Below are 24400 nucleotides of genomic sequence, written 5' to 3' on the forward strand. Positions count from 1 at the left end.
CGTTTTCAGCGAGGCTGAAGCGGCACCGGCCGTCAGCTGCGATAGAGCGCATCGAGCCGCGGGCCGTACCGCTCGCGGATCTTGTGCCGGCGAATCTTCATCGACGGCGTCATCTCCTCGTTCTCGATCGAGAACGGCTCGTCGGCGAAGGCGAACTGGCGGATCTTCTCGATCACCGACAGGTCCCTGTTCACATCGTCGATCACGGCGCGGATCGCGCTGCGGAAGGCGGGCAGGTCCTGCAAGGCCTTGAGATCGAACTTCTCATCGTTCGCCCGCGCCCATTCTAGCGTCCATTCGGCATCGGGAACGATCAGGCCGACCACATAGGGCCGCTTGTCTCCGCTGACCATCGCCTGCGCGATTTCCGGCCGCAGCGTCAGCATCCCTTCCAGCTTCTGCGGGGCGACGTTATCGCCCTTGTCGTTGACGATCATGTCTTTCTTGCGGTCGGTGATCACGATCCGGCCCTTCTCGTCGAGATGGCCGATATCGCCGGTGTGCAGCCACCCGTCCTGCAAAGCGCGCGCGGTTTCCGCCTTGTTCTGCCAATAGCCGTGCATCACCAGTTCGCCGCGGCAGAGGATTTCGCCGTCTTCGGCAATCGTGATCTCCACCCCGCGAAGCGGCGGCCCCACGGTGTGCATCGCGATCCCGGCGCGCGGGCGGTTGCAGCTGATGACCGGCCCGGCCTCGGTCTGGCCGTATCCCTGGAGCATCGTCAGGCCCATCGCCTGGAAGAACACGCCGACTTCGGGATTGAGCGGTGCGCCGCCCGAAACCATGGCCTTGATCCGCCCGCCGAAGCGCTGGCGGATCTTGGGCCGAAGCAGGCGTTCGAGCACGAAGTCGAGCGTCTTGTCGCCGAGCCGATAGCGGCCCTCCGCCTTGCGCTGGCCCAGGGCAAGTGCGCGATCCATCAGCATCTTGGCGGCCCCGCCCTGCTTGTCCACCTGCTTCATGATCCGCTGGCGCAGGACCTCGAACAGGCGGGGCACGACGACCATGATCGTCGGCTTGGTTTCCTCGATATTGCTTGCGAGCTTTTCCAGGCCCTCGGCATAGAAGATCTCGGCCCCGACCGCGATCGGCAGGCACTGGCCGCCGGTGTGCTCGTAGGCATGGCTGAGCGGCAGAAACGAGAGGAAGCGATCGTCGGCGTCGAGTCCGAAATCGTTTTCGAGAATCTCGGCGGCGCCGGCCACATTGCACAGGATCGCGCCGTGGTGCTGCAGCACCCCGCGCGGGGCGCCCCCGGTGCCGCTGGTGTAGATGATGCAGGCCGTGTCCGAGCGGCCGATGGACGCGACCCGTTCCTCCACCGCCTTGCGAGCGGCCGCCGGGTCTCCGCGGGTCATGTCCGACCAGGCATGGCAGGCGAGACCGCCCGACTGGTACTGGCGAATGTTCTCGATCGAGATCAGGTGCTCGGCAATACCCGTACGCATGATTGCGGGCAGCAATGGCTGCGACAGCCTGTCGGTCGATACGATGGCCGCGCGGGCCCCCGAATTGTCGAGGATATGGACGTGATCGCGTTCGGTGTTGGTCACGTAGGCGGGAACGGTCACGCAGCCGGCGGCCATGATCGCGAGGTCGGCCATGCACCATTCGGGCCGGTTTTCGGAAACGAGCATGACCCGGTCGCCGTCTTCCAGGCCGAGTGCGCGCAGGTTCTCGGCCAGGACGCAGACGGTCTCCGCCGCTTCGCGCCATGAAATGGTTTGCCATGCCCCTTCGCGCTTGACGCCCAGAAAAGCTGCCTCGCCCTTGGCATCCGCGCGCTTGAGAAACAGTTCGACGAGGTTGTTCGCCGCATCGATGTCGGACAATTGCAAGTTTCTCGGCTCCTGATCCCGCCCGGCTTCGTCGACGGCCGGTTGCGGACACGATTACGCGCCTCGCGCCGTGCCAGCAAGCTTGCGCTGTTTCCCGCGAATGCGCGATGCCGCTGGCCGTTCCCCCGTCAGGGAACGACGACTTGCGCTTCGAGCCGCGGATCGCGCGCGCCGGTCCAGCGCCCGCCCCGGTTCAGCACCGCATTGGCCTTCAGCCCGACTTCGCGCGCCACCACTTTCGCGTGTCCGAGAGCCTCGAGGTGCGGGATCGCCTGTTCGAGCCAGGTGCCCTGTTCGACCACGACCGTGCCGCCGTATGCCATCGCGAACGGCATGGCGAGCGCGTCTTGCGCGTTCATCCCGAAGTCGATCACGCCGATGATGCTGCGCGCGGTCTGGACCGGTATCGTGCTGCCGCCGGCGGCGCCGACCGCCAGCAAGGGGCGCCCTTGCGGGTCCCATACGACCATCGGGGCCATCGAGCTGCGCGGCCGCTTGCCCGCCTCCACGCGGTTGGCGACCGGCCTGCCGTCGATCCGGGGCGTGCGGCTGAAATCGGTCATCTCGTTGTTGAGAAAGAACCCGCCGCTCATCAGCCCCGAACCGAACGCGCTTTCGACGGTGGACGTATAGCTGACCATCGTGTCGCGCGCATCGACCACTGCGAAATGCGAGGTGCCGCGTTCCTCGGGTTCGTCGCCGTCGGCGAGCGCGACAGGTGCGCCGGCCGGCACGCCTGCGGCAACCGATTGCATTGTCGATTCCGGGTCGATCAGCGCGCTGCGCCGCGCGATGTAGGTCCTGTCGATCAGGCCGGCGACAGGCACCGACACGAAATCGCTGTCCGCGAGGTAGAGTTCGCGGTCGGCGTAAGCGAGGCGCTGCGATTCGACGAACAGGTGCCAGGTCACCGGATTGTCCGCGCCCAGCGCGGCAAGATCGAAGCGTTCGAGCTGGCCGAGTATCTGCAGCACCGCGATCCCGCCCGAAGTCGGCGGACCCATCCCGCAGATGCGATAGTCGCGGTACGTCCCGCAAACCGCCTCGCGCGATTTCGCCTCGTAAGCAGCGAGGTCGGCTGCCGTCATCGCCCCGTCGCGCGGCGTTGCGGCGGCAACGATACCTGCCAGTTCTTCCGCCCGCGGGCCGTGGTAGAAGACGTCCGGCCCGCCCGCGGCGATCGCCTCCAGCGTCTTTGCAAGTTCCTCGTTCACCACCAGATGGCCGGCGGGGAGCGGCTTGCCGTCATCGTCGAAGAACAGCTTGCGGCCGGTCTCGGTCCAGCCGGCGCGGTCGGCGGTGCTCGCCAGCGACCGGTTCAGGCGCGGCGTGATCCGAAAGCCTTGCCGGGCGAGGGCGATCGCCGGTTCGAACAGCGCCGCCCAGGCGAGTTTGCCGTGCCGTTCGTGCGCCATCGCGGCCAGTGCCAGATTCCCGGGTACGCCGACGCTCAGCCCGCTTTTGATCGATTGCGCGAACGGTGGCACTTCGCCGTCGGCATCGAGGAACCAGTCCGGCGTGGCACCCGCAGGGGCCGTTTCGCGCCCGTCGAACGTCTCGACCCCGCCATCGGCAGTGCCGCGCACGAGGAAGCCGCCCCCGCCAATGCCCGAGCTTTGCGGTTCGACCACCGTCAGCGCCAGCATCGTCGCGATTGCCGCGTCGGTCGCGCTGCCGCCCCGGCGCAGCATGGCCATGCCCGCTTCCTCGGCACGGGGATCGGCGGCACTCACCGTGCCGGCGAAACCGGAGCCGCCGCCGACGTCGGCGGTGGGGGGTGTGGTGGTGGTGGCGCAGCCGGCGAGGAAGAGCGCGGCGGCGAGCGGCAGGAGCGTGTTGCGGATCATGGCCTTCGGGCTATTCGCTCCCGACCGCCTCGGCAAGCGTTGCATAGCCATCGCGCCGCATAAGCTCTTCCAATCCCCGGGTTATGCGGCGAGCGAGCCCCGGCCCTTCGTATACCATCGCGCTGTAGAGCTGGACCAGGCTGGCCCCGGCGCGGATGCGGACCCATGCATCCTCGGCACTGGCGATGCCGCCCACCCCGATCAGGGGGATCGCGCCGCCGGTCGCCCGGCGGAAGTCCCGCAACCGAGTGTGCGCCAGATCGCGCAAAGGAGCGCCCGAAAGGCCTCCGCCCTCGCCCGCATGGCGCGAAACCAGCGGCGGGCGAGAGATGGTGGTGTTGGAAACGATCAGCGCGTCCAGTTGCCTGTCGAGCGCGATCCGCGCAATGGCGTCCACATCGGCCGGTTCCAGATCGGGCGCGACCTTGAGGAAGACCGGCGGCCCGTCTGCCGGCCGCGCCTCGAGCACGGCATCGAGCAGCGCGACCAGTGCCCCTTCGTCCTGCAGGGCGCGCAGGCCCGGAGTGTTCGGGCTGGAGATATTGACGGTGAGGTAGCTGGCGACCGGTGCGAACCGGCGCGTCAGCAGCGCATAGTCGGCCACGCGATCGGCCGAATCCTTGTTCGCACCGATATTGACCCCGACGATGCCGGCGCGGCCCTCGCGTCGGCGCAGGCGCGCCTCCGCCGCTTGCGCGCCGCCGTTGTTGAAACCCATGCGGTTGATCACGGCCCGGTCTTCGGCGAGGCGGAAGAGGCGCGGTTTCGGATTGCCGGCCTGGGGTCGCGGCGTGATCGATCCGATTTCCACCGAACCGAAGCCGAGCCCCAGTATCGCATCGGGCACCTCGCCGTCCTTGTCGAATCCTGCGGCCATCCCGACCGGGTTGGGAAACCGCAGGCCGGCCACCTCGATCGCGAGCGGGCCGGGCGGGGCCGGCTTGCGGACCGGCGACATCTTCAGCGCGGCGATCGTGGTGCGGTGTGCGACTTCGGGGTCGAGCGCGAAGAGCGCAGGGCGGGCCAGCCGGAAAAGCATCGCAGCAACCTATGGCAAGCGGATACAGCACTGTCGACCGGCCTTGCGGCAAGCGCGAGACTCGTTCGACGAAACGAAATTTCGTGCACGCTTGTCGCATACATACAATCGTTCGTTGCGGATTCGTCTAGTGGAAGCGGCGCGACCCGAGGGGGCTCGGCGCAATGATGCGGCGAGTCCCTTGCCTTTCTGGACGGTTTCCTCAGGGAGACCGTCCACTTTTTTCCGTCTCCTCTGGCCACTTTTCGCGTTTCGCGTCACAACCGCCGGCGTTTGCCAGGATCAAGGAGGGCGCAAATGATGAAACGGCTGGGATTTTTCGGTGCTTCGGTGGCCGCGATGGCGCTTGCAGGCGGTGCCGCAGCGCAGGAAGCGCATTCTTCCGCACCGGAAGCCGCCATGCCGCGGCCCGAGGCGGGGATAAATGCGCTGTTCGAGGCCTACGACGAGGCGCAGCTCGCGCTCTCGCCGCTGTCGAAGGCCTATCGCGGCATTCGCGACGAGGACTACGGCGAATGGGGCGATTTCAGCGATGCGGCCGCGCTTCGCCAGCACCGGCTGCTGCAGGCGACCGCGGCGACGATGCGGGCCAATTTCGATCCGCACGCGCTCCCGCCGCAGGATGCGCTCAGCTACCGTCTGTTCGACGCCCTGGCGGAGCGCCGGGCTTCGTTGTTCCCCTTCCGCGAATACGGATACATTTTCGACCAGATGAACGGCGCGCAGAGCGACCTGCCCGCTTTCCTCATCAATATCCATTCGATCGCGAACGAGCGGCAGGCGCACGACTATATCAGCCGGATCGAGGGGCTGGGGAAAGTGCTCGACACGCTGATCGCCGAATCGCGCGAACGGGCCGCGAACGGCGTGATGCCGCCCGACTGGGTCTATCCCTATGTCATATCGGATATCGAGAATCTGCTGGATGCGGGCGACGACAATGCGGTGCTGGAGGATTTCGAAAGCAAGGTCTCCGCACTCGATCTGTCCGCCGCCGACGCTGCGGACCTCGTCGCCCGGGCGCACGCGGCCTGGAACAGCGCCGCCCGCCCCGCCTATCGCCGCCTGCTGGCCGAGATGCGGCGGCAGCAGCCGCTCGCGCCGACCGACGACGGCGTGTGGCGCTTCGATCGGGGGGACGAATATTACGCCGCGCTCCTGAAAAACTACACCACGACCGATCTCACCGCTGACGAGATCCACCGGATCGGCCTCGACAATGTCGCCCGCATCCACGGCGAGATGCGCGCGATCATGGAGCAGGTCGGCTTCGAAGGGACCTTGCAGGATTTCTTCGAGCACGCCCGCACCGATCCGCGCTTCTACTACGAAACGCGCGAGGACTATCTCGCCGATGTCGAGAAGCACCGGGTGGCGATCGAGGCGGTTCTGCCGCAGTTCTTCGCCACCCTGCCGACCGATCCGATGGTGGTGAAGCCGGTCGAGGCGTTCCGCGAGAAGAGCGCCGGCAAGGCGTTCTATTCGCGGCCCGCGCCCGACGGTTCGCGCCCGGGAACCTATTACGTCAACCTGCACAACCTCAGGGATATGAGCCGGAACGAGCTGGAGGCGCTGTTCTATCACGAGGGTCTGCCCGGCCATCACCTGCAGCTCTCGATCCAGACGCAGCTCGGCGACGTGCCGGCCTTTCGCCGGTTCGGCGGAGTCACGGCCTATTCCGAAGGCTGGGGCCTCTATGCCGAGGAGCTGGGCAAGGACATGGGGTTCTACACCGATCCCTATTCGGATTTCGGCCGCCTGGGGATGGAACTGTGGAGAGCCTGCCGGCTGGTCGTGGATACCGGCATCCACCACAAGCGCTGGAGCCGCGAGGAGGCGATCGCCTATCTCACCGAGAACACGCCCAATCCCGAAGGCGATATCCGCAAGGCGATCGAACGCTATGCCGTCTATCCCGGCCAGGCGACCGCATATATGATCGGCAAGCTCAAGATCATGGAACTGCGCGAGAACGCCCGGGCCGAGCTGGGCGAGCGATTCGACATTCGCGGGTTCCACGACGCCATCCTGAAGAGCGGCCCGGTGCCGCTGTCGATCATGGAGGAGAATGTCGCGGCCTGGGTCGCGGCGCAGAAGGGCGCTTGAGGCGGCCCCGGGGCCGGCCAGTCGCAAACGACTCGCAACTGGCGGTTTTCCGTTGAAAACCGCCGTCGCGGCACATACCTGCAAATCGGAACGAAAAGGTCCGATTTGATGCGACTGTCCAACCTGGCCGACTATGCCGTCGTGACGATGAGCGCCGCCGCACGCCATTGCGGCGGCGAACGCACGAGCGCGGCAGAGCTGGCGGCGGAAACGGGCCTGCCTGCGCCCACGGTGGCCAAGCTGGTCAGCAAGCTTTCCGCCGCCGGCCTGCTGCGTTCCGTGCGCGGCGCGGGCGGCGGGCTCCAGCTCGCCCGGCCGGCGGCGGCGATCACCCTGGCCGATATAATCGAGGCGGTCGAAGGGCCGATCGCGCTGACCCAGTGCGTCGAGGGCGACGAATGCGTGGTCGACCATACCTGCAGCGTCAAGCCGCATTGGCCGATCGTGAACGCGGCCCTGCGCGGGGCGCTTGCCGGCATTCCGCTGACGCAGCTGGCAGCCGATCCTGCGCCGGGCCCGGCCGCCGGCCGGGCGCCTTCGGCGCGCGAAACCACTCTATCCGGAACATCTGCATGAACGAAGACATCGACCTCCAGGACCGCGACGCCCGCGAAGCCGCTGCGAAAGCGGCCGAATACGAGTTCGGCTGGCATTCGGACATCGACACCGAGTTCGCGCCCAAGGGGCTGAGCGAGGACACCGTCCGCTTCATCAGCGCGAAGAAGCGCGAGCCCGAATGGATGCTCGAATGGCGGCTCAAGGCGTTCCGCCTGTGGCAGGACATGGCCGAGCCCGACTGGGCCAAGGTCGGCTATCCGCCGATCGACTACCAGAATGCCTATTATTACGCGGAACCGAAGAAGAAGCCGCAGCTCGATTCGCTCGACGAACTCGATCCCGAGATCAAGCAGGTCTACGACAAGCTGGGCATTCCGCTGGCGGAGCAGGAAGTGCTCGCCGGAGTGAAGGGCGCGCGCAAAGTCGCGGTCGATGCCGTGTTCGACAGCGTGTCCGTGGCGACCACTTTCCGCGAGGAGCTGAAGAAGGCCGGCGTCATCTTCCTCTCGATCAGCGAAGCGATCCGCGAGCATCCCGAGCTGGTAAAGAAGTGGCTGGGCAAAGTCGTGCCGCAGCGCGACAATTTCTTCGCCACGCTCAACAGCGCGGTCTTTTCCGACGGCACTTTCGTCTACGTGCCCGAGGGGGTGCGCTGCCCGATGGAGCTGAGCACTTATTTCCGCATCAATGCGGAGAATACCGGCCAGTTCGAACGCACGCTGATCGTGGCCGAGAAGGGCAGCCACGTCTCCTACCTCGAAGGCTGCACCGCGCCGATGCGCGACGAGAATCAGCTCCATGCCGCAGTGGTGGAACTGGTCGCGCTCGAGGATGCCGAGATCAAGTATTCGACCGTGCAGAACTGGTACCCCGGCAATGCCGAGGGGAAGGGCGGCATCTACAACTTCGTCACCAAGCGCGGCCTGTGCCAGGGCGCACGTTCGAAGATCTCGTGGACCCAGGTCGAAACCGGCAGCGCGGTGACGTGGAAGTATCCGAGCTGCGTGCTCAATGGCGAAGACAGCGTGGGCGAGTTCTACTCGGTCGCCGTGACCAACAATTACCAGCAGGCCGACACCGGCACCAAGATGATCCACAACGGGCGCGGCAGCCGCTCGACGATCATCTCCAAGGGTATCAGCGCGGGCAAGAGCAGCAATACCTATCGCGGCCTCGTCCGCGTCGGTCCGAATGCGGAAGGGGTGCGCAACTTCACCCAGTGCGACAGCCTGCTGCTGGGCGACAAGTGTGGCGCACACACCGTGCCCTATATCGAGGTCAAGAACCCGAGCGCGCAGATCGAGCACGAGGCGACCACGAGCAAGATTTCGGACGACCAGCTGTTCTACGCCATGCAGCGCGGGCTGGACGAGGAAGCGGCCGTGGCCCTGATCGTCAACGGCTTCGCGCGAGAGGTTCTGAAAGAACTGCCGATGGAATTCGCGGTCGAAGCGCAGAAGCTGCTGGCGATCAGCCTCGAAGGATCGGTCGGATGATTGCGATCACCTCCCATCACAATCGTCATGCTGAACTCGTTTCAACATCCATCCCTCAACTCGTTCCGGCGGAGCAATGGGTGAAATGGACCCTGAAACAAGTTCAGGGTGACGAGCCCGACTTTGCGGTGGACGGAGGACCTGGTCGATGAGCGACCGCAAGACCCTCCAGCTCCGCGATCCGTCCGAGACCGCCCCCGCCCCTGCGCTCCAGAAGAAGGGGCGTGGGTGGAAGATTTCGGACAAGCGGCTCGACACCTTGCACGACCGTGCGCGCGAGATGCGGCGCTTTCCCTCGGCTGCGCATACGACATTGGCCGAACGTTTCGCCCGCGCCGATCTCGGGCGTTACAAGTTCACGCGCCATGCGGTGGTCGGTTCGGCGATCGTCGACTTCAACTGCCACAACCTGGGCATGGCGATCATTGTCGAGGAAGAGGGTGAGGACGCAGCGCTCGCCCGCCGTCGCGACAAAAGCCTGGAAGCGGTCGGCATCCGGGTGATGCGGATCAAGGCCGCCGATATCCTCGAGAATCTGGACGAAGTGCTCGCGCGGATCACCGCCGGGATGCGCATGCGCATTGCCGACAAGAACGAAGCGCGGCGCGAACATCATGCCAAATCCGCGCCCAGGAGCCGCCGCTGATGGTCGGCTCCCGCTATCTCCTCTCCCGTCGTCCCGGACTCGATCCGGGAGCCCGCTGTCTTGCCGCACCGTGCGTCGACGGAGACAGCGGGACCCCGGATCGGGTCCGGGGTGACGATGACAATGTTGGGAAGTTCGTAGAATGCTGAAAATCGAAAACCTTCACGCCGAAATCGACGGCACGAAGATCCTCCATGGCCTCACGCTCGAAGTGAACGCGGGCGAGGTTCACGCGATCATGGGGCCCAACGGCGCCGGCAAGTCGACGCTCGCCTATGTGCTCGGCGGCCGCCCGGGATACGAAGTGACCGAAGGCTCGGTCACCTTCAGGGGGCAGGACCTGTTCGATCTCGAGCCGCACGAACGCGCCGCGGCGGGGATGTTCCTCGGCTTCCAGTACCCGGTCGAGATCCCCGGCGTTTCCAACGTGCAGTTCCTGCGCGAGGCGCTCAATTCGCAGCGCAAGGCGCGGGGCGAGGAGCCGCTTTCGGGCGGCGAATTCCTCAAGCTCGCCAAGGACAAGGCCGGGCTGCTCAAGCTCGACATGGACATGCTCAAGCGTCACGTGAACGTCGGCTTCTCCGGCGGCGAGAAGAAGCGCGCCGAAATGGTCCAGATGGGCATTCTCGATCCCGTGCTCGCCGTGCTCGACGAAACCGACAGCGGCCTCGACATCGATGCGCTGCGCGTCGTGGGCGAAGGGATCAACGCGATCATGCGCGCGCCCGACAAGGGCGTGCTGCTGATCACCCATTACCAGCGGCTGCTCGATTACGTGAAGCCCGATTACGTCCATGTGCTGAGCAAGGGGCGGATCGTGAAGACCGGCGGCGCCGACCTCGCCAAACGGCTGGAGGCCGAAGGATACGAGGCGGTCGCGGCATGAAGCTGCTCGCCCTGCCCCTCCTGCTCGCCGCGGCCAGCCTGCAGGCGCAGCCCGTTGTGGAGCCCGCTCGGCAGCCTTCAGCTCCGCAGCAGCCGGACGCGCTCGATGCCGAAAGCGCCGCTGCCAAGCTGAAGGGCTGGAAAGGCAGCGTGACGCGGGCGGACGGGCGGCTGGTGTGCCGCACGCGCACCAGCACCGGCGACCGCCGGCTCGATGCGATCCGCTGCGGCGCCATGCTGACCTGCGCCCGCCCGCTGCAGGGCGAGATCGACCAGCTCATGGCTTCGGCTATGCCGGCCGGCGAAAGGCGGTTGGCTTTCGATCGCCTGCTGGCGACGGCCCGGCCGTGCATGGACCGCTACCAGGACGAGGCGCTCGCACGCCTGCTGACCGAAGAAGGAGGGCAATCATGAACGCCGTCACTCTGCCCACCCGCAAGGACGAGGCCTGGCGCTATTCCGCGGTCGAGGCGCTCGAGGGCGTCGATCTCGACGCCTGGCGCGCGATCGACGTGCCGGCAGGCGAAACCTTCCGCGAATGTCTCACGATCGAGGATGAGCCCGGGACGGCCGCGACCGAGCTGCGCCGGCTGCGCGTGACGCTGGCCGCCGGCGCGCGGTGCGAGCTGTTCGCCGTGATCGCGGCCGGTCGGCTCGGCCGGATCGAGATCGAAGTGCGGCTGGCCGAAGGCGCGCATTTCGAACTCGGCGGCGTGACGCTGGGCGGGCGCGAGACGGTGCGCGAATTCGTCACCCGCGTGGTCCACGCCGAACCCGGCGCGACCAGCAACCAGGTGGTCCGCTCGGTCCACTGGGGGCAGGGCACGGGCAATTTCCTCGGCAATATCGACGTCGTGCGCGATGCGCAGAAGACCGACGCGGCGCAGAGCTTCAAGGGCCTGCTGCTGGAAAAGGGCGCGAGCGTGAATGCCGTGCCTCAGCTGGAGATCTTTGCCGACGACGTGAAGTGCGCGCATGGCGCCAGTGTCGGGCAGATGGACGAGATGGCGCGCTATTACATGGCCGCGCGCGGGCTTTCGCCCGAGCTGTCGCGCCGGCTGCTGGTGCAGGCCTTTATCGGCGATGCTTTCGTCGCGCTGACCGACGAGGGCGAGCGCGAGCGGCTGATGAACATCGCCCTCGCCAAGCTGGACAAGCACCTGTGAGCGTGGCGACGACTCTCGATATCGCCAGCGTGCGCGAGGATTTTCCCGGCCTCCGCGCGCCCGGGGGCGAGCCATGGCACTACCTCGACACTGCAGCCACGGCGCAAAAGCCGCAGGCCGTGATCGATGCCGTGTCGCGGGCGATCGGCGCCGATTATGCCACCGTCCATCGCGGCGTCTATTCGCGTTCTGCCGAGATGACGCTCGGTTACGAGGCGGCACGGCGGCGGGTCGCGGGCTTTGTCGGCGGGCGGGAGGATGAGCTGGTCTTCACCCGCGGCGCGACCGAGGCGATCAACCTCGTCGCCCACAGCTACCCGAACAAGGGCCGCGTGTTGCTCTCCACGCTCGAGCATCATTCGAACATCGTGCCGTGGCAGCTGGCCGGGTGGGAAGTCGACGTCTGCCCGCTGACTCTGGACGGCAAGATCGACCTCGACGCGGCCGAGGCAATGCTGACGCGCGAGCACACGATGGTCGCATTCGCGCATGTTTCCAACGTCCTCGGCTCGACGCTCGACGTCGAGCGCGCGGCGGCGCTGGCGCATTCGGTGGGTGCGAAGCTGCTGATCGACGGGTGCCAGGCGGTGCCGCGCCTGCCGGTCGATGTCGCCGCGCTCGGCTGCGATTTCTATGCCTTCAGCGCGCACAAGCTCTACGGACCGACCGGGATCGGTGCGCTCTGGGCGCGCTCGGAGCTGCTGGAGGCCATGCCCCCCTGGCAGGGCGGCGGTTCGATGATCGAGAAAGTCGCGTTCGAGAAGACGACGTATGCCCCGCCGCCGCAGCGGTTCGAGGCGGGGACCCCGGCGATCGTCGAGGCGATCGGCTTTGCCGCCGCCTGCGACTATGTCGAGCGGATCGGGCTCGAGCATATCCACGCGCACGAATGCACGCTGGTCGAACGCCTTCGCGAAAGCCTGCGGGAGATGAACGACGTGACCGTGTTCGGCCCGCCGGACAGCGCGGGCATCGTCAGTTTTGCGATGGACGGGGTTCATCCGCACGACTTGGGCACCATATTGGATGAAGAAAACGTGGCGATCCGCGCCGGGCACCATTGCGCGCAGCCGTTGATGGCGCATCTGGGCGTTCCGGCCACAGCACGGGCGAGCTTCGGCCTCTATTCGCACGAGGACGACCTCGAAGCGCTGTTGCGCGGGATCGATCGCACCAGGAGGATCTTCGGATGACCGAAGCGAACGAGAAGAAGAGAGACTACGTCGCCGCGCCGACGCCTTACGAGGCAGTCGAGAAGCCGCCCCGCGCGCGGGTGGAGGATGCGGTCGATGCGGTCGAGGAACCGGGCGCGGACGAAACCGCGCGCGAGACGCTGTCGCGCAAGCGCGACTATCTCGAAGGGTTCCTGCAGAAGAAGCCGGAAAGCCTTCCGGGCGGCGCGCCGGGCGGCGAACTCTACGAGGCGGTCGTCGCCGCGCTGAAGGAAATCTACGACCCGGAGATTCCGGTGAATATCTACGACCTGGGCCTGATCTACGGCGTCGAGGTCGATGACGAGGGCGGGGTCGTCGTCACGATGACGCTGACCACGCCGCATTGCCCGGTCGCCGAAACGATGCCGGGCGAAGTCGAGCTGCGCGCCGCAAGCGTGCCCGGCGTGCGCGATGCCGAAGTCAACCTCGTCTGGGACCCGCCCTGGGGCCCCGAAAAGATGACCGACGAGGCCCGCCTGGAACTGGGGATGTTGTGATGGCCGAAACGAAAACCCGCCCCGCGCCGAAGGCCGCGGTCGTGCTGACCGCGGCGGCCGAGCAGCGGATCGCAGACCTTATGGCCCAGGCGCCGGAAGACGCCATCGGGGTGAAGCTGTCGACCCCGCGCCGCGGGTGTTCGGGCCTTGCCTACTCGGTCGATTACGTGAGCGAAGAAAAGGCGTTCGACGAGAAGATCGAAACCCCGGGCGGCACGTTCTATATCGACGGGGCCAGCGTCCTCTATCTGATCGGCAGCACGATGGATTGGCGAGAGGACGATTTCACCGCCGGGTTCGTGTTCGAAAATCCCAATGCCAAGGGCGCCTGCGGCTGCGGCGAAAGCTTCATGGTCTAGGCTTGTTGGTTGAGACGGCCCCGGCCCGCTTCAGCCTTGCCGAAAACGACTCCAAGGCGTGTTCTCAGCACGGCTGAACCGCTTCTTCACCGAAAGCGATCCTGGCGGTCTCGCGCCAGCACCCGCTGGGGTGTCTCATCCGCGCCCAGGGGCCGGCCCAGCCAGGCCCGGGCGGCATCGGCGAGCAAGAGCGGCCATTCCGGCGAATTGTCCTCCGGCCGGGTCGCGTGCTGGATGCGGATCAAGGTTTTCGCCGCCCGCTCCGAGACGGCAGGCGCTCTTCTGCCGCCGGTGGCGAACAGGATTCGCCGGGCGAGACGGCATTCGGCCCCGGTGATATGCGGCACGCCGCCAGTCCGGCGTACGCGCGACGGGCCGCACCCTTCGATCACCGCCGCTTCGATTTGCTGCAGGGCATAGCTTCGCAAGCTGTCGGGAACCGAACGCGCGCGTTCGATCAGCCGGACGAGCAGTTCGAGCTCCGCCATCGTCACAGGCTTTCCGCCGGCCTCGATCGCACCGACAAGCCACTGCGCCTTGCCCGCGTCGCAGGTCTGCGGCGGATGGCTTTCGCGAAGCACGAATTCGCACAGCGCGTCGACGAAGAAGTCGATCCATTCGCCGCTTGCCCGCCACAACGAACGGTTGAGCGCCAGGATCGCTTCGGCCTCGTCCCGGCCGATGGCGCCATCGCTCCACCCGAGCTGGCGCAGCGCGAGCAGCGACGGGGGCGAGATCGCCCCTTCCGCCGCGGCGGAGCGTGCCAGGTCGGTGAACCCGATGGTCATCGCGTCGGTCCTCCCATGCGGAACGGGGCGATTTTCGACCCGATTTCGTAAACAGGGGGTTACCGCAGCGCTCCGCCTGCCGCCTATCTGCGGCGCAATGCCGCAACACAGGCGGCCCGGTCGACATCGAGCCCGTCCGAGGCCCGCCGCGCGTCGACATACGTCGCGGTCGGCTGCGCCCCCGGCCGCAGTGGATAGAGGTAGACGTCGAGCACGCACGCATCGCCGGTGAACTGCAGCTTGCGCGCGTCCCCCTCCCACACGTCGAGCCGCGCCGTCCCGAAAGCGCGCTGCAAGGCCTCGACATCGGCGCCGATGACCCCCTCGAGACCCGGCAGGTCCATAACGCGCGGAGGGCGGAAGGCGGAAGACGGCGGTTGCGGCCGGGTCGGCGGCGGTGCCGGGCGCGTCGCATCCGGGCGCGCCGGGTCCGGCGCGCTTGTCGAAGGCGCGGGGACGGTGGCGCATGCGCCGAGGAGCGGCAGCAGGGCGAATGCGACGAATCTAGGACGAACTGGCAATGGCAACGGACGTTTCCTTGCGGCGATGGACGAGGTGCACGGCGGCGGCTGCGCCCAGGACGGGCGCGAGAAGATTGACGAAGGGCACCGCCAGGAGGCCGGCGATCGTGCCGCCGAGTAGGAACCGCTCGGCCGCGTGGAGCGGACCGTTCGCGGTCGCAGGCCCTTGGCGATGACGCGTCCAGGCCAGGTCCTGCAGCTCGCGACCGAGCAGCCAGGCGTTGACCGCCCAGAACACGATTGCCGGCCCGATCGCGGTGAACACCAGCGGAACGGCGAGCGCGAGAGCCAGGAGATTGGCCAGCACCGCGCGCAAGGTGGCGCGGGCGCTCGTGCCCATCTCCTCGCGCCAGGGCACCGCCCGCGCGGTCTTCCGGGCATCGGGATAGTGCCGCGCTTCCACCGCGGCGACGATCTCGTCGGCGAAGAACTGCAGCACTGCCAATGCGACGAGACGAAACAGCAGCCATCCCCCGACGAGCGCGAGCAGCAGCCCCACCAGGGCGCCCACGCCTTCGCCGCCGGCGATATCCCACCGGTCGAGCGCGGCATCGACCGCGACGCCGGCGGCAACGCCTGCGGCGACGAACACGGCCAGCGTGATCGCAACCGACTTGACCAGAACGCGCAGAATCGCCGGATCGGTCAGCTGGCCGGCGGCGCGGCCGAGGGCGGAAAGGAGCGCGAACATCGTGGCGCGAAAATGGGGCGGGGCGCGGGGGCAAGTCAATCGCAAAGCCGCAGGGTGCACCCTTGGCGCGAGGGCTGCCAGCGGCTAGGCGCAAGGTCCTCTCGCGGCTTTTCCAGGACCACACGTGACCCAGCAGACCAACGAACCCCGCTACGACGTGATCGCCATCGGCAATGCCATCGTCGATGTCATGGCGCCTTGCAGCGAGGAATTGCTCGACGAACTCGGTCTGGCCAAGGGCGGAATGACGCTGGTCGACGCCGCGCGCGCGGAAGAGCTTTACTCGGCGATGGGCCCCGCGCGGGAAATCTCGGGCGGGTCGGCGGCGAACACCCTGGCGGGCCTTTCCGCCCTCGGCGCGCAATGCGCCTTCATCGGCCAGGTTGCCGACGATCAGCTCGGCGCGGTTTTCGCGCACGACATCCGCGCCGTCGGGATCGATTTCGATACGCCGGCGCGGCAAGACGATCCCCCCACCGCACGCTGCCTGATCTTCGTCACGCCCGACGCGCAGCGGACGATGAACACGTTCCTCGGCGCGAGCCAGTTCCTGCCCCCTTCCACTCTCGATGCCGAAGCGGTCGCGGCGGCGAAGATCCTCTACCTCGAAGGCTATCTCTGGGACCCGGAAGAGCCGCGCGCCGCGATGCGCCGGGCGATCGAGGCGGCGCGGGCCGCCGGGCGCAAGGTCGCCTTTACCCTGTCCGAAGTCTTCGTGATCGAGCGCCACGGCGACGATTTCCGGGCGCTGATCGACGACGGCCTGATCGACATCCTCTTCGCCAATCACCTCGAACTCGCGGCATTGACGGGGGAGGAAGGGCTGGAAGCCGGGATCGCCGCATTGCGCGACAAAGTGCCGACCCTGGTCGTGACCCGCAGCGCCGAGGGTGCGGTGGCGGTTCACGAGGGGGAACGCGCCGAAGTCCCGGCCGAGCCGATCGACAAGGTGGTCGACACGACCGGCGCGGGCGATCTCTTCGCCGCCGGTTTTCTCTATGGCTACGTTCGCGGGGAACCGCTGGAAACGTGCCTGCGCCGCGGCGCCATCGCCGCCTGCGAGATCATCTCGCACTATGGCGCGCGTACCGAGGCCGACCTGACCCGGCTGATGGCCGAAAAGCTGGGCTAACCCGCCTCAGCGGCCGCTGCGTTCGCGCTCGACCTCGCGCCAACCGATATCGCGGCGGCAGAAGCCGGTGGGAAAATCGATCGCGTCGACCGCCTGATAGGCCGCCGCCTGCGCCTCGGTCACGCTGTCGCCCGTCGCGGTGACGTTGAGCACCCGGCCGCCATTGGCGACGAGCGTGTCGCCCGCGCGCCTGGTGCCCGCGTGGAAGACTTTCGCGCCGCTGGCTTCGGCATCCCCGAGGTCGATCGCGCCACCTTTTTCAGGCGCGCCGGGATAGCCGTTGGCGGCCATGACCACGGTCAGCGCCGTCTTGGGGGAGCGCTGCACAGGGTCGCACGTGCCGAGCCGGTTTTCGGCGCAGGCGAGCATCAGTTCGCCCAGATCGCTTTCCATCCGCATCATCAGCACCTGGCATTCGGGATCGCCGAACCGCGCATTGTACTCGATCAGCCTGGGGCCGTCTTCGGTGAGCATCAGGCCGGCATAGAGCACGCCGGAGTAAGGCATCCCTTCGTCCGCCATTGCGCGCACCGTCGGCGCGATTATGCGCTTGAGAACCTCGCCGTGGAGCGTGGGGGTCAGCACTTTTGCCGGGCTGTAGGCGCCCATCCCGCCGGTATTCGGCCCGGTATCGCCATCGCCCACGCGCTTGTGATCCTGCGCGGTGCCGCAGGGCAGGATCGTGGCACCGTCGGTAAGCGCGAAGAAGCTCGCCTCCTCGCCTTCGAGAAATTCCTCGATCACGACTTCGGCCCCGGCCTCGCCGAACTGGCCGCCGAACATGTCGGCCAGCGCGGCTTCGGCCTCGCCGCGGGTCTGCGCGATCACCACCCCCTTGCCGGCGGCGAGCCCGTCGGCCTTGAGCACGTAAGGCGCGGCGAACCGGTCGAGCGCGGCAGTCGCTTCGCCGAGCGAGGCAGTGCGGACGTAGCCGGCGGTGGGGATTCCCGCGCGTTCGCACAGATCCTTGGTAAAGCCCTTGCTTCCTTCGAGCTGCGCGGCCGCTTTCGACGGTCCGAAGACCGAAATGCCTTCGGCGCGCAGCGAATCGGCGAGGCCGTCGACCAGCGGCGCTTCCGGCCCCACGACCACCAGGCCGATGCGGTGTTCGTCGCAGAACGCGATCACTGCGCCGTGATCGGCCGCATCCAGCGCCACGCAAGTGGCATGTTCGGCAATGCCGGGGTTGCCGGGGGCCGCGTAGAACTTATCCTCGGCACGCGAGAGAAGGCGGGATTGCGCCAGCTTCCACGCCAGCGCATGTTCGCGCCCGCCCGAGCCCAGCAGAAGGATGTTCATGGCCGCTCCAGATTTCGACGATGGTGGCAGAGACGATGGCAGTGGCGGGCTCGTAGCGCGCTCGCGCCAAGGGGACAACGCCGAGCCGCTTTCGATTACCGAGGTTTCCAACCTTCTCAAGCGGACGGTCGAGGACCGTTTCGGCTTCGTCCGCCTGCGCGGCGAGCTTTCCGGTGTCAAGCGGGCCGCGTCGGGCCATGTCTATCTGTGCCTGAAGGATGAAGGCGCGGTGATCGACGGGGTCATGTGGCGCGGCACTGCACAGCGGCTGACGTTCGCGCCGGAGGACGGGCTGGAGGTCGTCGCGTCGGGCAAGCTGACGACTTATCCCGGCCGTTCGAAGTACCAGATCGTTATCGACAGCCTCGAAATCGCGGGCGAGGGGGCCTTGCTCGCGCTGCTGGAAAAGACGCGCGCGCGGCTCGCCGCAGAGGGGCTGTTCGCGCCCGAGCGGAAACGGGCCCTGCCGTTCCTGCCGCGGACGATCGGGGTGGTGACGAGCCCCACCGGGGCGGTGATTCGCGACATCCTGCATCGCCTGGCGGACCGGTTTCCCAGCCATGTCGTCGTCTGGCCGGTGCTGGTCCAGGGGCAGGGCGCGGCCGAGCAGGTGGCGACGGCGGTGCGCGGGTTCGGCGCACTCGATCCGGCCGGCTCAGGGGGCAGCGCGGTGCCGCGCCCCGATCTGCTGATCGTCGCGCGCGGCGGCGGCTCGATCGAGGACCTGTGGGCCTTCAACGAGGAGATCGTGGTCCGCGCGATAGCCGAAAGCCCGATCCCGGTGATTTCGGCCGTCGGTCACGAGACCGATACGACCCTGGCCGATCATGCGGCCGATCGCCGCGCCCCCACACCCACCGCGGCGGCCGAGATTGCCGTGCCGGTGCGCGGGGAGCTGGTGGCGGCGGTGGCCGATTATGCCGCGCGCAAGCGGCGGGCGATCCTGCGGCCGGTGGCAATGGGGCGCGAACGGCTGGAGGCGCGGGCGCAGCGCCTTCCCAGGGCGGAGGCGCTGCTCCAGCCCCAGGCGCAGAAGCTCGACGACCTGGCCGAACGCCTGCGGCGCGCGCTGGGCGACCGGGCGGGCCGGGGGCGGGAAAAGCTTTCCGAACTGCGCCTTTCGCCGACGGTGCTCCAGCGGGGCTTGCGCGACGCGCGCCGGCGGCTGGAAGGCCAGCGCCTCACTCCCCTGCTCGCGACGCTCCGCCTCCAGCGCGAGCGCGAGCGGTTCGCGGCGTTCGAGCGGCTTTATCTCTCGCTCGATCCCAAGGCGCCGCTGGCGCGCGGGTTCGTCCTGGTCAAGGATCATCGGGGCCAGCTGGTCCGTTCGCGCGCTGCCGCCGCTGCCGAGCCTTCGCTGGAGATCGAATTCGCCGACGGCGCGTTGCGGGTCGCGCCATCCGGTTCAGCCCCGGGCAAAGCGGCCGCGTCCAGAACGGCGAAGCGCACGTCCGCACCTGCGGACGGAAAGGCGCCGCGGCAGGAGGATTTGTTCGGCCGCGAATGACTTGCTAGGGCGATGACCATGTTGATGAATTCCGGTAGCGGCGGCGAGGCGAAACTTGCTTATGGCCCCAACGGCTTTCGCGTTCTGCGCGCGGGCCAATACGTGTTCTGCGCCGTGACCGGGGAGGCGATTCCGCTGGAAGAGCTGCGATACTGGAGCGTCGAGCGGCAGGAAGCCTACGCCAGCGCGGAAATCGCCACTCGCCGCATGACGCAGGGCGAATGAGCGGGCGGCCTTTCCCGGTGCGCCTGTCGGGCGGCGCGGCCGCGATGCTCGCGCTGGCGAGCTGCATCCCCTCGCCCGGCATGCCCGACGAAGTGGTTCAGCCCGTGCCGGCCCCGGTTCCGGCCAATCCCCCTTCTCCGCCGCCTTCTCCCGCGCCCGCGCCCGATATCGCGCGCACGCCCGGGCCGACGACGTTCCTGTTCGAGGGGGAAACCACGCAAGGCGGCTGGATCCGCGGACAGGCGCCGGCGGGAGCGGTTTCGGTTTCGCTGAACGACCAACCGGTCGTGCTCGACGCAGAAGGGCGCTTCTTCGCCGCCTTCGATCGCGACGCGGGATCGCGCGCGACGCTGAGCGCGCAACTGGCGGACGGACGGACGATCGAAAGCCCGATCGCGATTGCCCCGCGCGACTGGAATATCGAACACGTCAATATCGCGCGCCGCACCGGCGGGCCGAGCGAGGCGTTCATGAAGATTCGCCGCCCGGAGCTGGCGCGGATCGCGGCCGCGCGCGCGATCGAATCGGACATTGCCGGCTGGCGGCAGGATTTCATGTGGCCGGTGACGGGCCGCATTTCGGGCCGGTTCGGCTCGCAGCGCATCTATCGCGGCGAGCCGGGCAGTTATCATTCCGGCCTCGACATCGCGACCGGCGAGAGCGGCACCCCTTTCGTCGCGCCCGCAGACGGCGTGGTCGTGCTCGCGACCGAGCGACCGTTCAGCCTCGAGGGCAACCTCTTGATCATCGATCACGGGCAAGGGCTGAACAGCGCCTTCCTCCATCTGTCGCGCATCGCGGTGGCGGAAGGGCAGGTGGTGCGGCGCGGGCAGTATATCGGCAATATCGGTTCGAGCGGGCGCGCGACCGGGCCGCACCTGCACTGGAGCATCAAGTGGCGCGACGCCCGCCTCGACCCGCTGCTGTTCCTCGGCCCGATGCCCTGAGCCGCCGGCCGACGCGATGGCCCTGCGTTCCGTAACCGTCCGCCGTATCGCGGCGCTTTTCGTCGCCGTGCTTGCCGCGCCGGGCACCTGGTTGCGTTCGCCGCTGCCCGAACCCGATTATCGCCCGATCCTGACGATCGATCCGCTCGATGCCGGATCGGGGCAAGCGGGCCGTTTCGAAATTGCCGGGGTGTGGCAACTGCGCAGCCCCAACAGCCACTTCGGCGGCTATTCGGCGCTGGTGGCGCTGCCCGACGGGCGCCTGCTCGCGGCCAGCGACCATGGACGCTTTCTGCGCTTTGCACCGCCCGGTGCCGCCCCGCGGGCGGCGTCCCGGGCGCCCGAGTTCGGGGCCATCGGCGGCAGCGTCCACGCGCGCAAGAACGCGGTCGATGTCGAGGCGCTGACCGCCGCGCCCGGCGCCGCGCGGATATGGGCGGCATACGAGGGCAGCAACACGATCGTTCGCTTCGATCCGGCGCTGCGCCACGGCGAGGGGCATGCTCCGTCCGCCATGCGCCGCTGGTCGGGCAATGGCGGGCCCGAATCGCTGGCACGGCTGCCCGACGGGCGCTTTCTCGCGATCGAGGAAGGCGCGCCCACTGCCGGATCGACCACTGCCGCGCTCCTGTTCCCCGGCGATCCGGTCGAGGGGGGCGAACCGATCGCGTTCCGTTATGCCGCGCCCGAAGGATATCGTCCGTCCGACGCCGCCGCCCTGCCCGACGGACGCGTCCTGATCCTCCATCGCCGGGTGACGATCGGCCTGCCCTATGCGTTTGCCACGACCATAGCGATCGCCGATCCGGCCGCGATTCGCCCCGGCCGAATCTGGCGCGGGCGGGAAGTGGCCGCGATTGCCGCGCCCTTGCCGGCGGACAATTTCGAAGGGCTGGCCGTGGTTCCGCGATCCGACGGTTCGGTTACGGTCTGGCTGATCAGCGACGACAATCGCGGCGTGCTCCAGCGCACCTTGCTCTATCGGCTGGAGGTCGATCCGGCACGCCTTTGATCCGGCCATACTTCGATTCGGCAGCGGAGGCCGGGAGTTGGCGGACAAGCAAAAGGGCGCGCGGATCGCTCCGCACGCCCTTTTCTGCTCGTCCGGGCAACCCCGGGGGCCGCGCGATCAGGCGGCGGTCTGCGCCTTCTTCAGCTCGCGCTTGACCTTGAGCGCGCGCGCGCTGAGCTTCTCGTCGCCGGTCTTGAGCAGCCAGTTGTCGAGCCCGCCGTTGTGCTCCACCGAGCGCAGACCGTGCGTCGAGACGCGGAACTTGAAGCTGCGATCGAGCTTCTCGCTCATCAGCGTGACGTGCTGCAGGTTCGGCAGGAAGACACGCTTGGTCTTGTTGTTGGCGTGGCTCACGTTGTGGCCGACCTGGCGGCCCTTGCCGGTCAGTTCGCAAATGCGCGACATGGGAAAATCTCTCGTTCTTGGCTGCTTGGGAACCGGGCATGCCCGTTCCCGGAAAGCGGCGCGCTTAGCCGGGCAGGGGCGAATCGTCAAGCGCGTTGCGGCGGGCGGCGCAAGCGCGTAGCGGGGCGGGGACATGACCCGCTGGCCGATCCCCGATCCCATGGCGCGCGCGCTGGCGCTGGCGCGGGCGGCTGCGGACCGGGGCGAAGTCCCCGTTGGCGCGGTCGTCGCCCGCGCGGGCGAAGTGATCGGGGAAGGGCGCAACGCCCCGCGCGGGACCCACGATCCCACCGCCCATGCCGAAATCGCGGCGATTCGCGCGGCCGCCGCGGCGATCGGCGACGAGCGACTGAAGGGGTGCGATCTCTATGTCACGCTGGAACCTTGTGCGATGTGCGCCGGGGCGATCGTTCACGCGCGGATTGCCCGTCTCTATTACGCCGCGCCCGATCCGAAAGGCGGAGCGGTCGAGCACGGGGCACGCGTGTTCGACCATCCGCAATGCCTGCACCGGCCCGAGGTCTACACCGGAATCGGCGAGGCCGAGGCGGCCGGGCTGCTGCGTGAGTTCTTCCGCGCGCGGCGGTGAGTCACAGGCCGCGCCAGACCTTCACTCGTGCGGCATCTTTTGCTCCGTATCGGGCGCGATCGCATTTCGCGGGGCGAAAGTCCTTGCCGTAGCAGAGCCGCAATTCCTCCAGCCAGCCGCGTCGGTTGAGCTTGATGCCGACCGCGTCGGCGCGCCAGCCGCGGTTGGCGAGGAGGAACGTCTCGCGAATCTTGCCCACTGTCAGCGTTCGATCGCGCGAAAGGCGGTCCATGTCGGGAAAATGCAGCGATTCCCACAGGATGCGGGTCACGCGGAAATAGGTTTCCGGCCGGCGGACCATGCAGCTTCCATGCTTGGCCCATTGCCGGGCCAGCAATGCCGCGCCGGGGGCGAGGCACAGGTTGCGCCGCACCTCCGCCGGCGAGAGACGGCGCGCGGTCGGGCACCACTGCGGCCAGGTCGTGCGTCCTTCGGGCCATAGCCCGTGGACCACGAAGCCGAAGCGTCCGTTGCGGCCGGAACATTGCACGCGGTGGCGCGCCTGGCCCTCTCGCCCCTTGCAGAATTCGGGCGACCACGAGAGCGCGAGCGTATAGCCGGTTACCGGCACCTGGCGGGCCGGGCCGTCGGGCCGGATTTCGGGCACCGAAACCGCGCGCGGCACGCGGCACTGGTAAGCCTGGGCATGGGCCGCGCCCCCTGTTGCCAGCACCGCGAGGGTGAGGGCGAGGGCGGGCGCGGCCTTCACAGCGGCGTGAAATCCAGCCCGATGTCGGCGGCCGGCGCGCTCTGGGTCAGCCGGCCGACCGAGACGTAGTCGACCCCGGTTGCCGCCTTCGCCGCGATGGTCGACAGGTCGATCCCGCCGCTCGCCTCGGTCGGTACGCGTCCGGCGACGATGGCGACCGCCTCGCGCAGTGTCGGCGGGTCCATATTGTCGAGCAGCAGGCGCGTGGCGCCCGCCGCCAGTGCCGGCTCGATCTGGTCGAGCCGGTCGACTTCGCAAATGATCTCGGTCACCCCTGCGGCGACCGCGCGGCGCACCGCCTCGTCCACGCTGCCCGCCACGAGCACGTGATTGTCCTTGATCATCGCGGCATCCCATAACCCCATGCGGTGGTTCGCTGCGCCTCCCTGCCGCGTGGCATACTTTTCGAGCACGCGCAGCCCGGGCAGGGTCTTGCGCGTATCGAGCAGGGTGCAGCCCGGGTTCGCCATCGCATCGACATAGGCCCGCGTCATCGTCGCGATGCCCGAAAGGTGCTGGACGGTGTTGAGCGCGCTGCGTTCGGCGGTGAGCATGGCGCGCGCATTGCCCGAAAGCCGCATGATGTCGGTGCCCGCCGGTACATGCGCCCCTTCCTCCGCCAGGATCTCGATTCCGATTCCCGGATCGAGCGCGCGAAAGAAGGCGGCGGCGACCGGCAGCCCGGCCACGACGATCGGGTCGCGCGTATCCATGACACCCGCGAACCGCGCATGGGCGGGGATCACGCTTTCGCTGGTCACGTCCCGCCCGCCGCCTGACAGCCCCTCGCCAAGGTCTTCCGCCAGCGTGTCGCGGACGAAACGGTCGAGATCGAAGCCGGGCAGGGAGAATTGCGTCATGCAACGGGTGTGGCGGATTCTATCGGCCGCCTCAAGCCGTCACCGATCCCAGCGCTGACGTGCA

27 protein-coding genes are annotated in these 24400 nt (G+C 67.9%); 17 read left to right on the top strand and 10 right to left on the bottom strand.

Annotated features, from left to right (window positions below; all coding sequences use genetic code 11):
• Window positions 1–32: 32 nt before the first annotated feature.
• The 3 genes from V5F89_RS03240 to V5F89_RS03250 form a co-directional block, all read right to left on the bottom strand.
• Window positions 33–1838 carry a long-chain fatty acid--CoA ligase gene (locus tag V5F89_RS03240; RefSeq protein ID WP_338446823.1) on the bottom strand — a complete coding sequence of 602 codons (1806 nt, stop codon included), beginning with the start codon at window positions 1836–1838 and terminating at the stop codon, window positions 33–35.
• Between the two features lie 128 nt (window positions 1839–1966).
• A complete protein-coding gene (gene ggt, locus V5F89_RS03245; RefSeq protein WP_338446824.1) occupies window positions 1967–3685 on the bottom strand; it encodes a gamma-glutamyltransferase in 1719 nt (572 codons plus the stop codon).
• A 10-nt stretch (window positions 3686–3695) separates the two neighbouring features.
• On the bottom strand, window positions 3696–4724 hold the full coding sequence (locus tag V5F89_RS03250) for a quinone-dependent dihydroorotate dehydrogenase (protein ID WP_338446825.1): 1029 nt from the start codon (window positions 4722–4724) through the stop codon (window positions 3696–3698).
• Between the two features lie 297 nt (window positions 4725–5021).
• On the opposite strand from V5F89_RS03250, the gene V5F89_RS03255 reads away from it, so the two are divergent.
• The 11 genes from V5F89_RS03255 to V5F89_RS03305 all read left to right on the top strand — a co-directional run bounded on the left by V5F89_RS03255 (window position 5022) and on the right by V5F89_RS03305 (window position 13651).
• Window positions 5022–6830: a DUF885 domain-containing protein gene (locus V5F89_RS03255; protein WP_338446826.1), complete on the top strand. Its 1809-nt coding sequence runs from the start codon at window positions 5022–5024 to the stop codon at window positions 6828–6830.
• Between the two features lie 108 nt (window positions 6831–6938).
• A complete protein-coding gene (locus V5F89_RS03260) occupies window positions 6939–7406 on the top strand; it encodes an SUF system Fe-S cluster assembly regulator (protein WP_338446827.1) in 468 nt (155 codons plus the stop codon).
• On the top strand, window positions 7403–8884 hold the full coding sequence (gene sufB, locus V5F89_RS03265; RefSeq protein ID WP_338446828.1) for a Fe-S cluster assembly protein SufB: 1482 nt from the start codon (window positions 7403–7405) through the stop codon (window positions 8882–8884). Before V5F89_RS03260 ends, sufB begins: the two co-directional genes overlap by 4 nt.
• On the top strand, window positions 8881–9036 hold the full coding sequence (locus V5F89_RS03270; protein WP_338446829.1) for a hypothetical protein: 156 nt from the start codon (window positions 8881–8883) through the stop codon (window positions 9034–9036). The genes sufB and V5F89_RS03270 overlap by 4 nt, the downstream gene beginning before the upstream one ends.
• Window positions 9033–9530 (top strand): endonuclease domain-containing protein, encoded by a 498-nt coding sequence (locus V5F89_RS03275; RefSeq protein ID WP_338446830.1) that lies wholly within the window; start codon window positions 9033–9035, stop codon window positions 9528–9530. Before V5F89_RS03270 ends, V5F89_RS03275 begins: the two co-directional genes overlap by 4 nt.
• A gap of 142 nt (window positions 9531–9672) precedes the next feature.
• Window positions 9673–10416 carry a Fe-S cluster assembly ATPase SufC gene (gene sufC, locus V5F89_RS03280; protein ID WP_338446831.1) on the top strand — a complete coding sequence of 248 codons (744 nt, stop codon included), beginning with the start codon at window positions 9673–9675 and terminating at the stop codon, window positions 10414–10416.
• Window positions 10413–10829, top strand: a complete 417-nt coding sequence (locus V5F89_RS03285; RefSeq protein ID WP_338446832.1) for a hypothetical protein — start codon at window positions 10413–10415, stop codon at window positions 10827–10829. The genes sufC and V5F89_RS03285 overlap by 4 nt, the downstream gene beginning before the upstream one ends.
• Window positions 10826–11581: a SufD family Fe-S cluster assembly protein gene (locus V5F89_RS03290; RefSeq protein WP_338446833.1), complete on the top strand. Its 756-nt coding sequence runs from the start codon at window positions 10826–10828 to the stop codon at window positions 11579–11581. The genes V5F89_RS03285 and V5F89_RS03290 overlap by 4 nt, the downstream gene beginning before the upstream one ends.
• A 2-nt stretch (window positions 11582–11583) precedes the next feature.
• Complete coding sequence (locus tag V5F89_RS03295; protein ID WP_338446834.1) at window positions 11584–12774, top strand: cysteine desulfurase; 1191 nt, start codon at window positions 11584–11586, stop codon at window positions 12772–12774.
• Window positions 12771–13292: an SUF system Fe-S cluster assembly protein gene (locus tag V5F89_RS03300; protein ID WP_338446835.1), complete on the top strand. Its 522-nt coding sequence runs from the start codon at window positions 12771–12773 to the stop codon at window positions 13290–13292. The genes V5F89_RS03295 and V5F89_RS03300 overlap by 4 nt, the downstream gene beginning before the upstream one ends.
• Window positions 13292–13651: an iron-sulfur cluster assembly accessory protein gene (locus tag V5F89_RS03305; protein ID WP_338446836.1), complete on the top strand. Its 360-nt coding sequence runs from the start codon at window positions 13292–13294 to the stop codon at window positions 13649–13651. The genes V5F89_RS03300 and V5F89_RS03305 overlap by 1 nt, the downstream gene beginning before the upstream one ends.
• An 86-nt stretch (window positions 13652–13737) precedes the next feature.
• On the opposite strand, the gene V5F89_RS03310 is transcribed toward V5F89_RS03305, so the two are convergent.
• From V5F89_RS03310 to V5F89_RS03320, 3 genes are all read right to left on the bottom strand, one after another.
• Complete coding sequence (locus V5F89_RS03310; RefSeq protein ID WP_338446837.1) at window positions 13738–14439, bottom strand: hypothetical protein; 702 nt, start codon at window positions 14437–14439, stop codon at window positions 13738–13740.
• 83 nt (window positions 14440–14522) lie between these two features.
• Window positions 14523–14966 carry a hypothetical protein gene (locus tag V5F89_RS03315; RefSeq protein WP_425334370.1) on the bottom strand — a complete coding sequence of 148 codons (444 nt, stop codon included), beginning with the start codon at window positions 14964–14966 and terminating at the stop codon, window positions 14523–14525.
• Window positions 14944–15651 carry an EI24 domain-containing protein gene (locus V5F89_RS03320; RefSeq protein ID WP_338446838.1) on the bottom strand — a complete coding sequence of 236 codons (708 nt, stop codon included), beginning with the start codon at window positions 15649–15651 and terminating at the stop codon, window positions 14944–14946. Before V5F89_RS03320 ends, V5F89_RS03315 begins: the two co-directional genes overlap by 23 nt.
• Window positions 15652–15841: 190 nt before the next feature.
• Between V5F89_RS03320 and V5F89_RS03325 the strand changes: the two genes are divergently transcribed.
• Window positions 15842–16783 (top strand): adenosine kinase, encoded by a 942-nt coding sequence (locus V5F89_RS03325; RefSeq protein WP_338447503.1) that lies wholly within the window; start codon window positions 15842–15844, stop codon window positions 16781–16783.
• Between the two features lie 6 nt (window positions 16784–16789).
• Here V5F89_RS03325 and purD read toward each other — a convergent pair whose 3' ends face one another.
• Window positions 16790–18082: a phosphoribosylamine--glycine ligase gene (purD, locus tag V5F89_RS03330; protein ID WP_338446839.1), complete on the bottom strand. Its 1293-nt coding sequence runs from the start codon at window positions 18080–18082 to the stop codon at window positions 16790–16792.
• Between purD and xseA the strand changes: the two genes are divergently transcribed.
• Genes xseA through V5F89_RS03350 form a run of 4 tightly spaced genes read left to right on the top strand, consistent with a single transcriptional unit; the run spans window position 18081 to window position 21773 of the window.
• Window positions 18081–19589 (top strand): exodeoxyribonuclease VII large subunit, encoded by a 1509-nt coding sequence (xseA, locus tag V5F89_RS03335; protein WP_338446840.1) that lies wholly within the window; start codon window positions 18081–18083, stop codon window positions 19587–19589. The genes purD and xseA overlap by 2 nt on opposite strands.
• Window positions 19590–19607: 18 nt before the next feature.
• Window positions 19608–19814, top strand: coding sequence for a DUF2093 domain-containing protein (locus tag V5F89_RS03340; protein WP_338446841.1), 207 nt, complete (start codon window positions 19608–19610; stop codon window positions 19812–19814).
• Window positions 19811–20761 carry a M23 family metallopeptidase gene (locus V5F89_RS03345; RefSeq protein ID WP_338446842.1) on the top strand — a complete coding sequence of 317 codons (951 nt, stop codon included), beginning with the start codon at window positions 19811–19813 and terminating at the stop codon, window positions 20759–20761. Before V5F89_RS03340 ends, V5F89_RS03345 begins: the two co-directional genes overlap by 4 nt.
• Before the next feature lie 16 nt (window positions 20762–20777).
• The gene (locus tag V5F89_RS03350; protein ID WP_338446843.1) at window positions 20778–21773 is read left to right on the top strand and encodes an esterase-like activity of phytase family protein; all 996 of its coding nucleotides are present in this window, start codon (window positions 20778–20780) and stop codon (window positions 21771–21773) included.
• Window positions 21774–21890: 117 nt separating this feature from the next.
• Here V5F89_RS03350 and rpmB read toward each other — a convergent pair whose 3' ends face one another.
• Window positions 21891–22178, bottom strand: coding sequence for a 50S ribosomal protein L28 (gene rpmB / locus V5F89_RS03355; protein ID WP_119514216.1), 288 nt, complete (start codon window positions 22176–22178; stop codon window positions 21891–21893).
• A 133-nt stretch (window positions 22179–22311) separates the two neighbouring features.
• On the opposite strand from rpmB, the gene tadA reads away from it, so the two are divergent.
• Entirely contained in the window at window positions 22312–22767 is a 456-nt protein-coding gene (tadA, locus tag V5F89_RS03360; protein ID WP_338446844.1) for a tRNA adenosine(34) deaminase TadA, read from the top strand.
• A 1-nt stretch (window position 22768) separates the two neighbouring features.
• Here the strand turns inward: tadA and V5F89_RS03365 are convergent, their stop codons facing one another.
• Together V5F89_RS03365 and nadC are read right to left on the bottom strand one after the other, a co-directional pair.
• Window positions 22769–23476, bottom strand: a complete 708-nt coding sequence (locus V5F89_RS03365) for a ribonuclease T2 family protein (RefSeq protein WP_338446845.1) — start codon at window positions 23474–23476, stop codon at window positions 22769–22771.
• Window positions 23473–24336, bottom strand: a complete 864-nt coding sequence (gene nadC, locus V5F89_RS03370; RefSeq protein ID WP_338446846.1) for a carboxylating nicotinate-nucleotide diphosphorylase — start codon at window positions 24334–24336, stop codon at window positions 23473–23475. Before nadC ends, V5F89_RS03365 begins: the two co-directional genes overlap by 4 nt.
• Window positions 24337–24400 lie beyond the last annotated feature (64 nt).

The organism is Pelagerythrobacter marensis (assembly GCF_036700095.1).
Lineage (GTDB): Bacteria > Pseudomonadota > Alphaproteobacteria > Sphingomonadales > Sphingomonadaceae > Pelagerythrobacter > Pelagerythrobacter marensis_A.

Bases quoted from the DNA above. Each gene is read 5' to 3' on its own strand.
- tadA (WP_338446844.1), top strand. From the start codon at position 22,312: ATGACCCGCTGGCCGATCCCCGATCCCATGGCGCGCGCGCTGGCGCTG.
- V5F89_RS03250 (WP_338446825.1), bottom strand. From the start codon at position 4,724: ATGCTTTTCCGGCTGGCCCGCCCTGCGCTCTTCGCGCTCGACCCCGAA.
- V5F89_RS03320 (WP_338446838.1), bottom strand. From the start codon at position 15,651: ATGTTCGCGCTCCTTTCCGCCCTCGGCCGCGCCGCCGGCCAGCTGACC.
- V5F89_RS03275 (WP_338446830.1), top strand. From the start codon at position 9,033: ATGAGCGACCGCAAGACCCTCCAGCTCCGCGATCCGTCCGAGACCGCC.
- V5F89_RS03260 (WP_338446827.1), top strand. From the start codon at position 6,939: ATGCGACTGTCCAACCTGGCCGACTATGCCGTCGTGACGATGAGCGCC.
- xseA (WP_338446840.1), top strand. From the start codon at position 18,081: ATGGCCGCTCCAGATTTCGACGATGGTGGCAGAGACGATGGCAGTGGC.
- V5F89_RS03325 (WP_338447503.1), top strand. From the start codon at position 15,842: ATGGCGCCTTGCAGCGAGGAATTGCTCGACGAACTCGGTCTGGCCAAG.
- ggt (WP_338446824.1), bottom strand. From the start codon at position 3,685: ATGATCCGCAACACGCTCCTGCCGCTCGCCGCCGCGCTCTTCCTCGCC.
- V5F89_RS03340 (WP_338446841.1), top strand. From the start codon at position 19,608: ATGTTGATGAATTCCGGTAGCGGCGGCGAGGCGAAACTTGCTTATGGC.
- rpmB (WP_119514216.1), bottom strand. From the start codon at position 22,178: ATGTCGCGCATTTGCGAACTGACCGGCAAGGGCCGCCAGGTCGGCCAC.
- nadC (WP_338446846.1), bottom strand. From the start codon at position 24,336: ATGACGCAATTCTCCCTGCCCGGCTTCGATCTCGACCGTTTCGTCCGC.
- V5F89_RS03290 (WP_338446833.1), top strand. From the start codon at position 10,826: ATGAACGCCGTCACTCTGCCCACCCGCAAGGACGAGGCCTGGCGCTAT.
- V5F89_RS03285 (WP_338446832.1), top strand. From the start codon at position 10,413: ATGAAGCTGCTCGCCCTGCCCCTCCTGCTCGCCGCGGCCAGCCTGCAG.
- sufC (WP_338446831.1), top strand. From the start codon at position 9,673: ATGCTGAAAATCGAAAACCTTCACGCCGAAATCGACGGCACGAAGATC.
- purD (WP_338446839.1), bottom strand. From the start codon at position 18,082: ATGAACATCCTTCTGCTGGGCTCGGGCGGGCGCGAACATGCGCTGGCG.
- V5F89_RS03270 (WP_338446829.1), top strand. From the start codon at position 8,881: ATGATTGCGATCACCTCCCATCACAATCGTCATGCTGAACTCGTTTCA.
- V5F89_RS03350 (WP_338446843.1), top strand. From the start codon at position 20,778: ATGGCCCTGCGTTCCGTAACCGTCCGCCGTATCGCGGCGCTTTTCGTC.
- V5F89_RS03305 (WP_338446836.1), top strand. From the start codon at position 13,292: ATGGCCGAAACGAAAACCCGCCCCGCGCCGAAGGCCGCGGTCGTGCTG.
- V5F89_RS03310 (WP_338446837.1), bottom strand. From the start codon at position 14,439: ATGACCATCGGGTTCACCGACCTGGCACGCTCCGCCGCGGCGGAAGGG.
- V5F89_RS03345 (WP_338446842.1), top strand. From the start codon at position 19,811: ATGAGCGGGCGGCCTTTCCCGGTGCGCCTGTCGGGCGGCGCGGCCGCG.
- V5F89_RS03300 (WP_338446835.1), top strand. From the start codon at position 12,771: ATGACCGAAGCGAACGAGAAGAAGAGAGACTACGTCGCCGCGCCGACG.
- V5F89_RS03255 (WP_338446826.1), top strand. From the start codon at position 5,022: ATGATGAAACGGCTGGGATTTTTCGGTGCTTCGGTGGCCGCGATGGCG.
- sufB (WP_338446828.1), top strand. From the start codon at position 7,403: ATGAACGAAGACATCGACCTCCAGGACCGCGACGCCCGCGAAGCCGCT.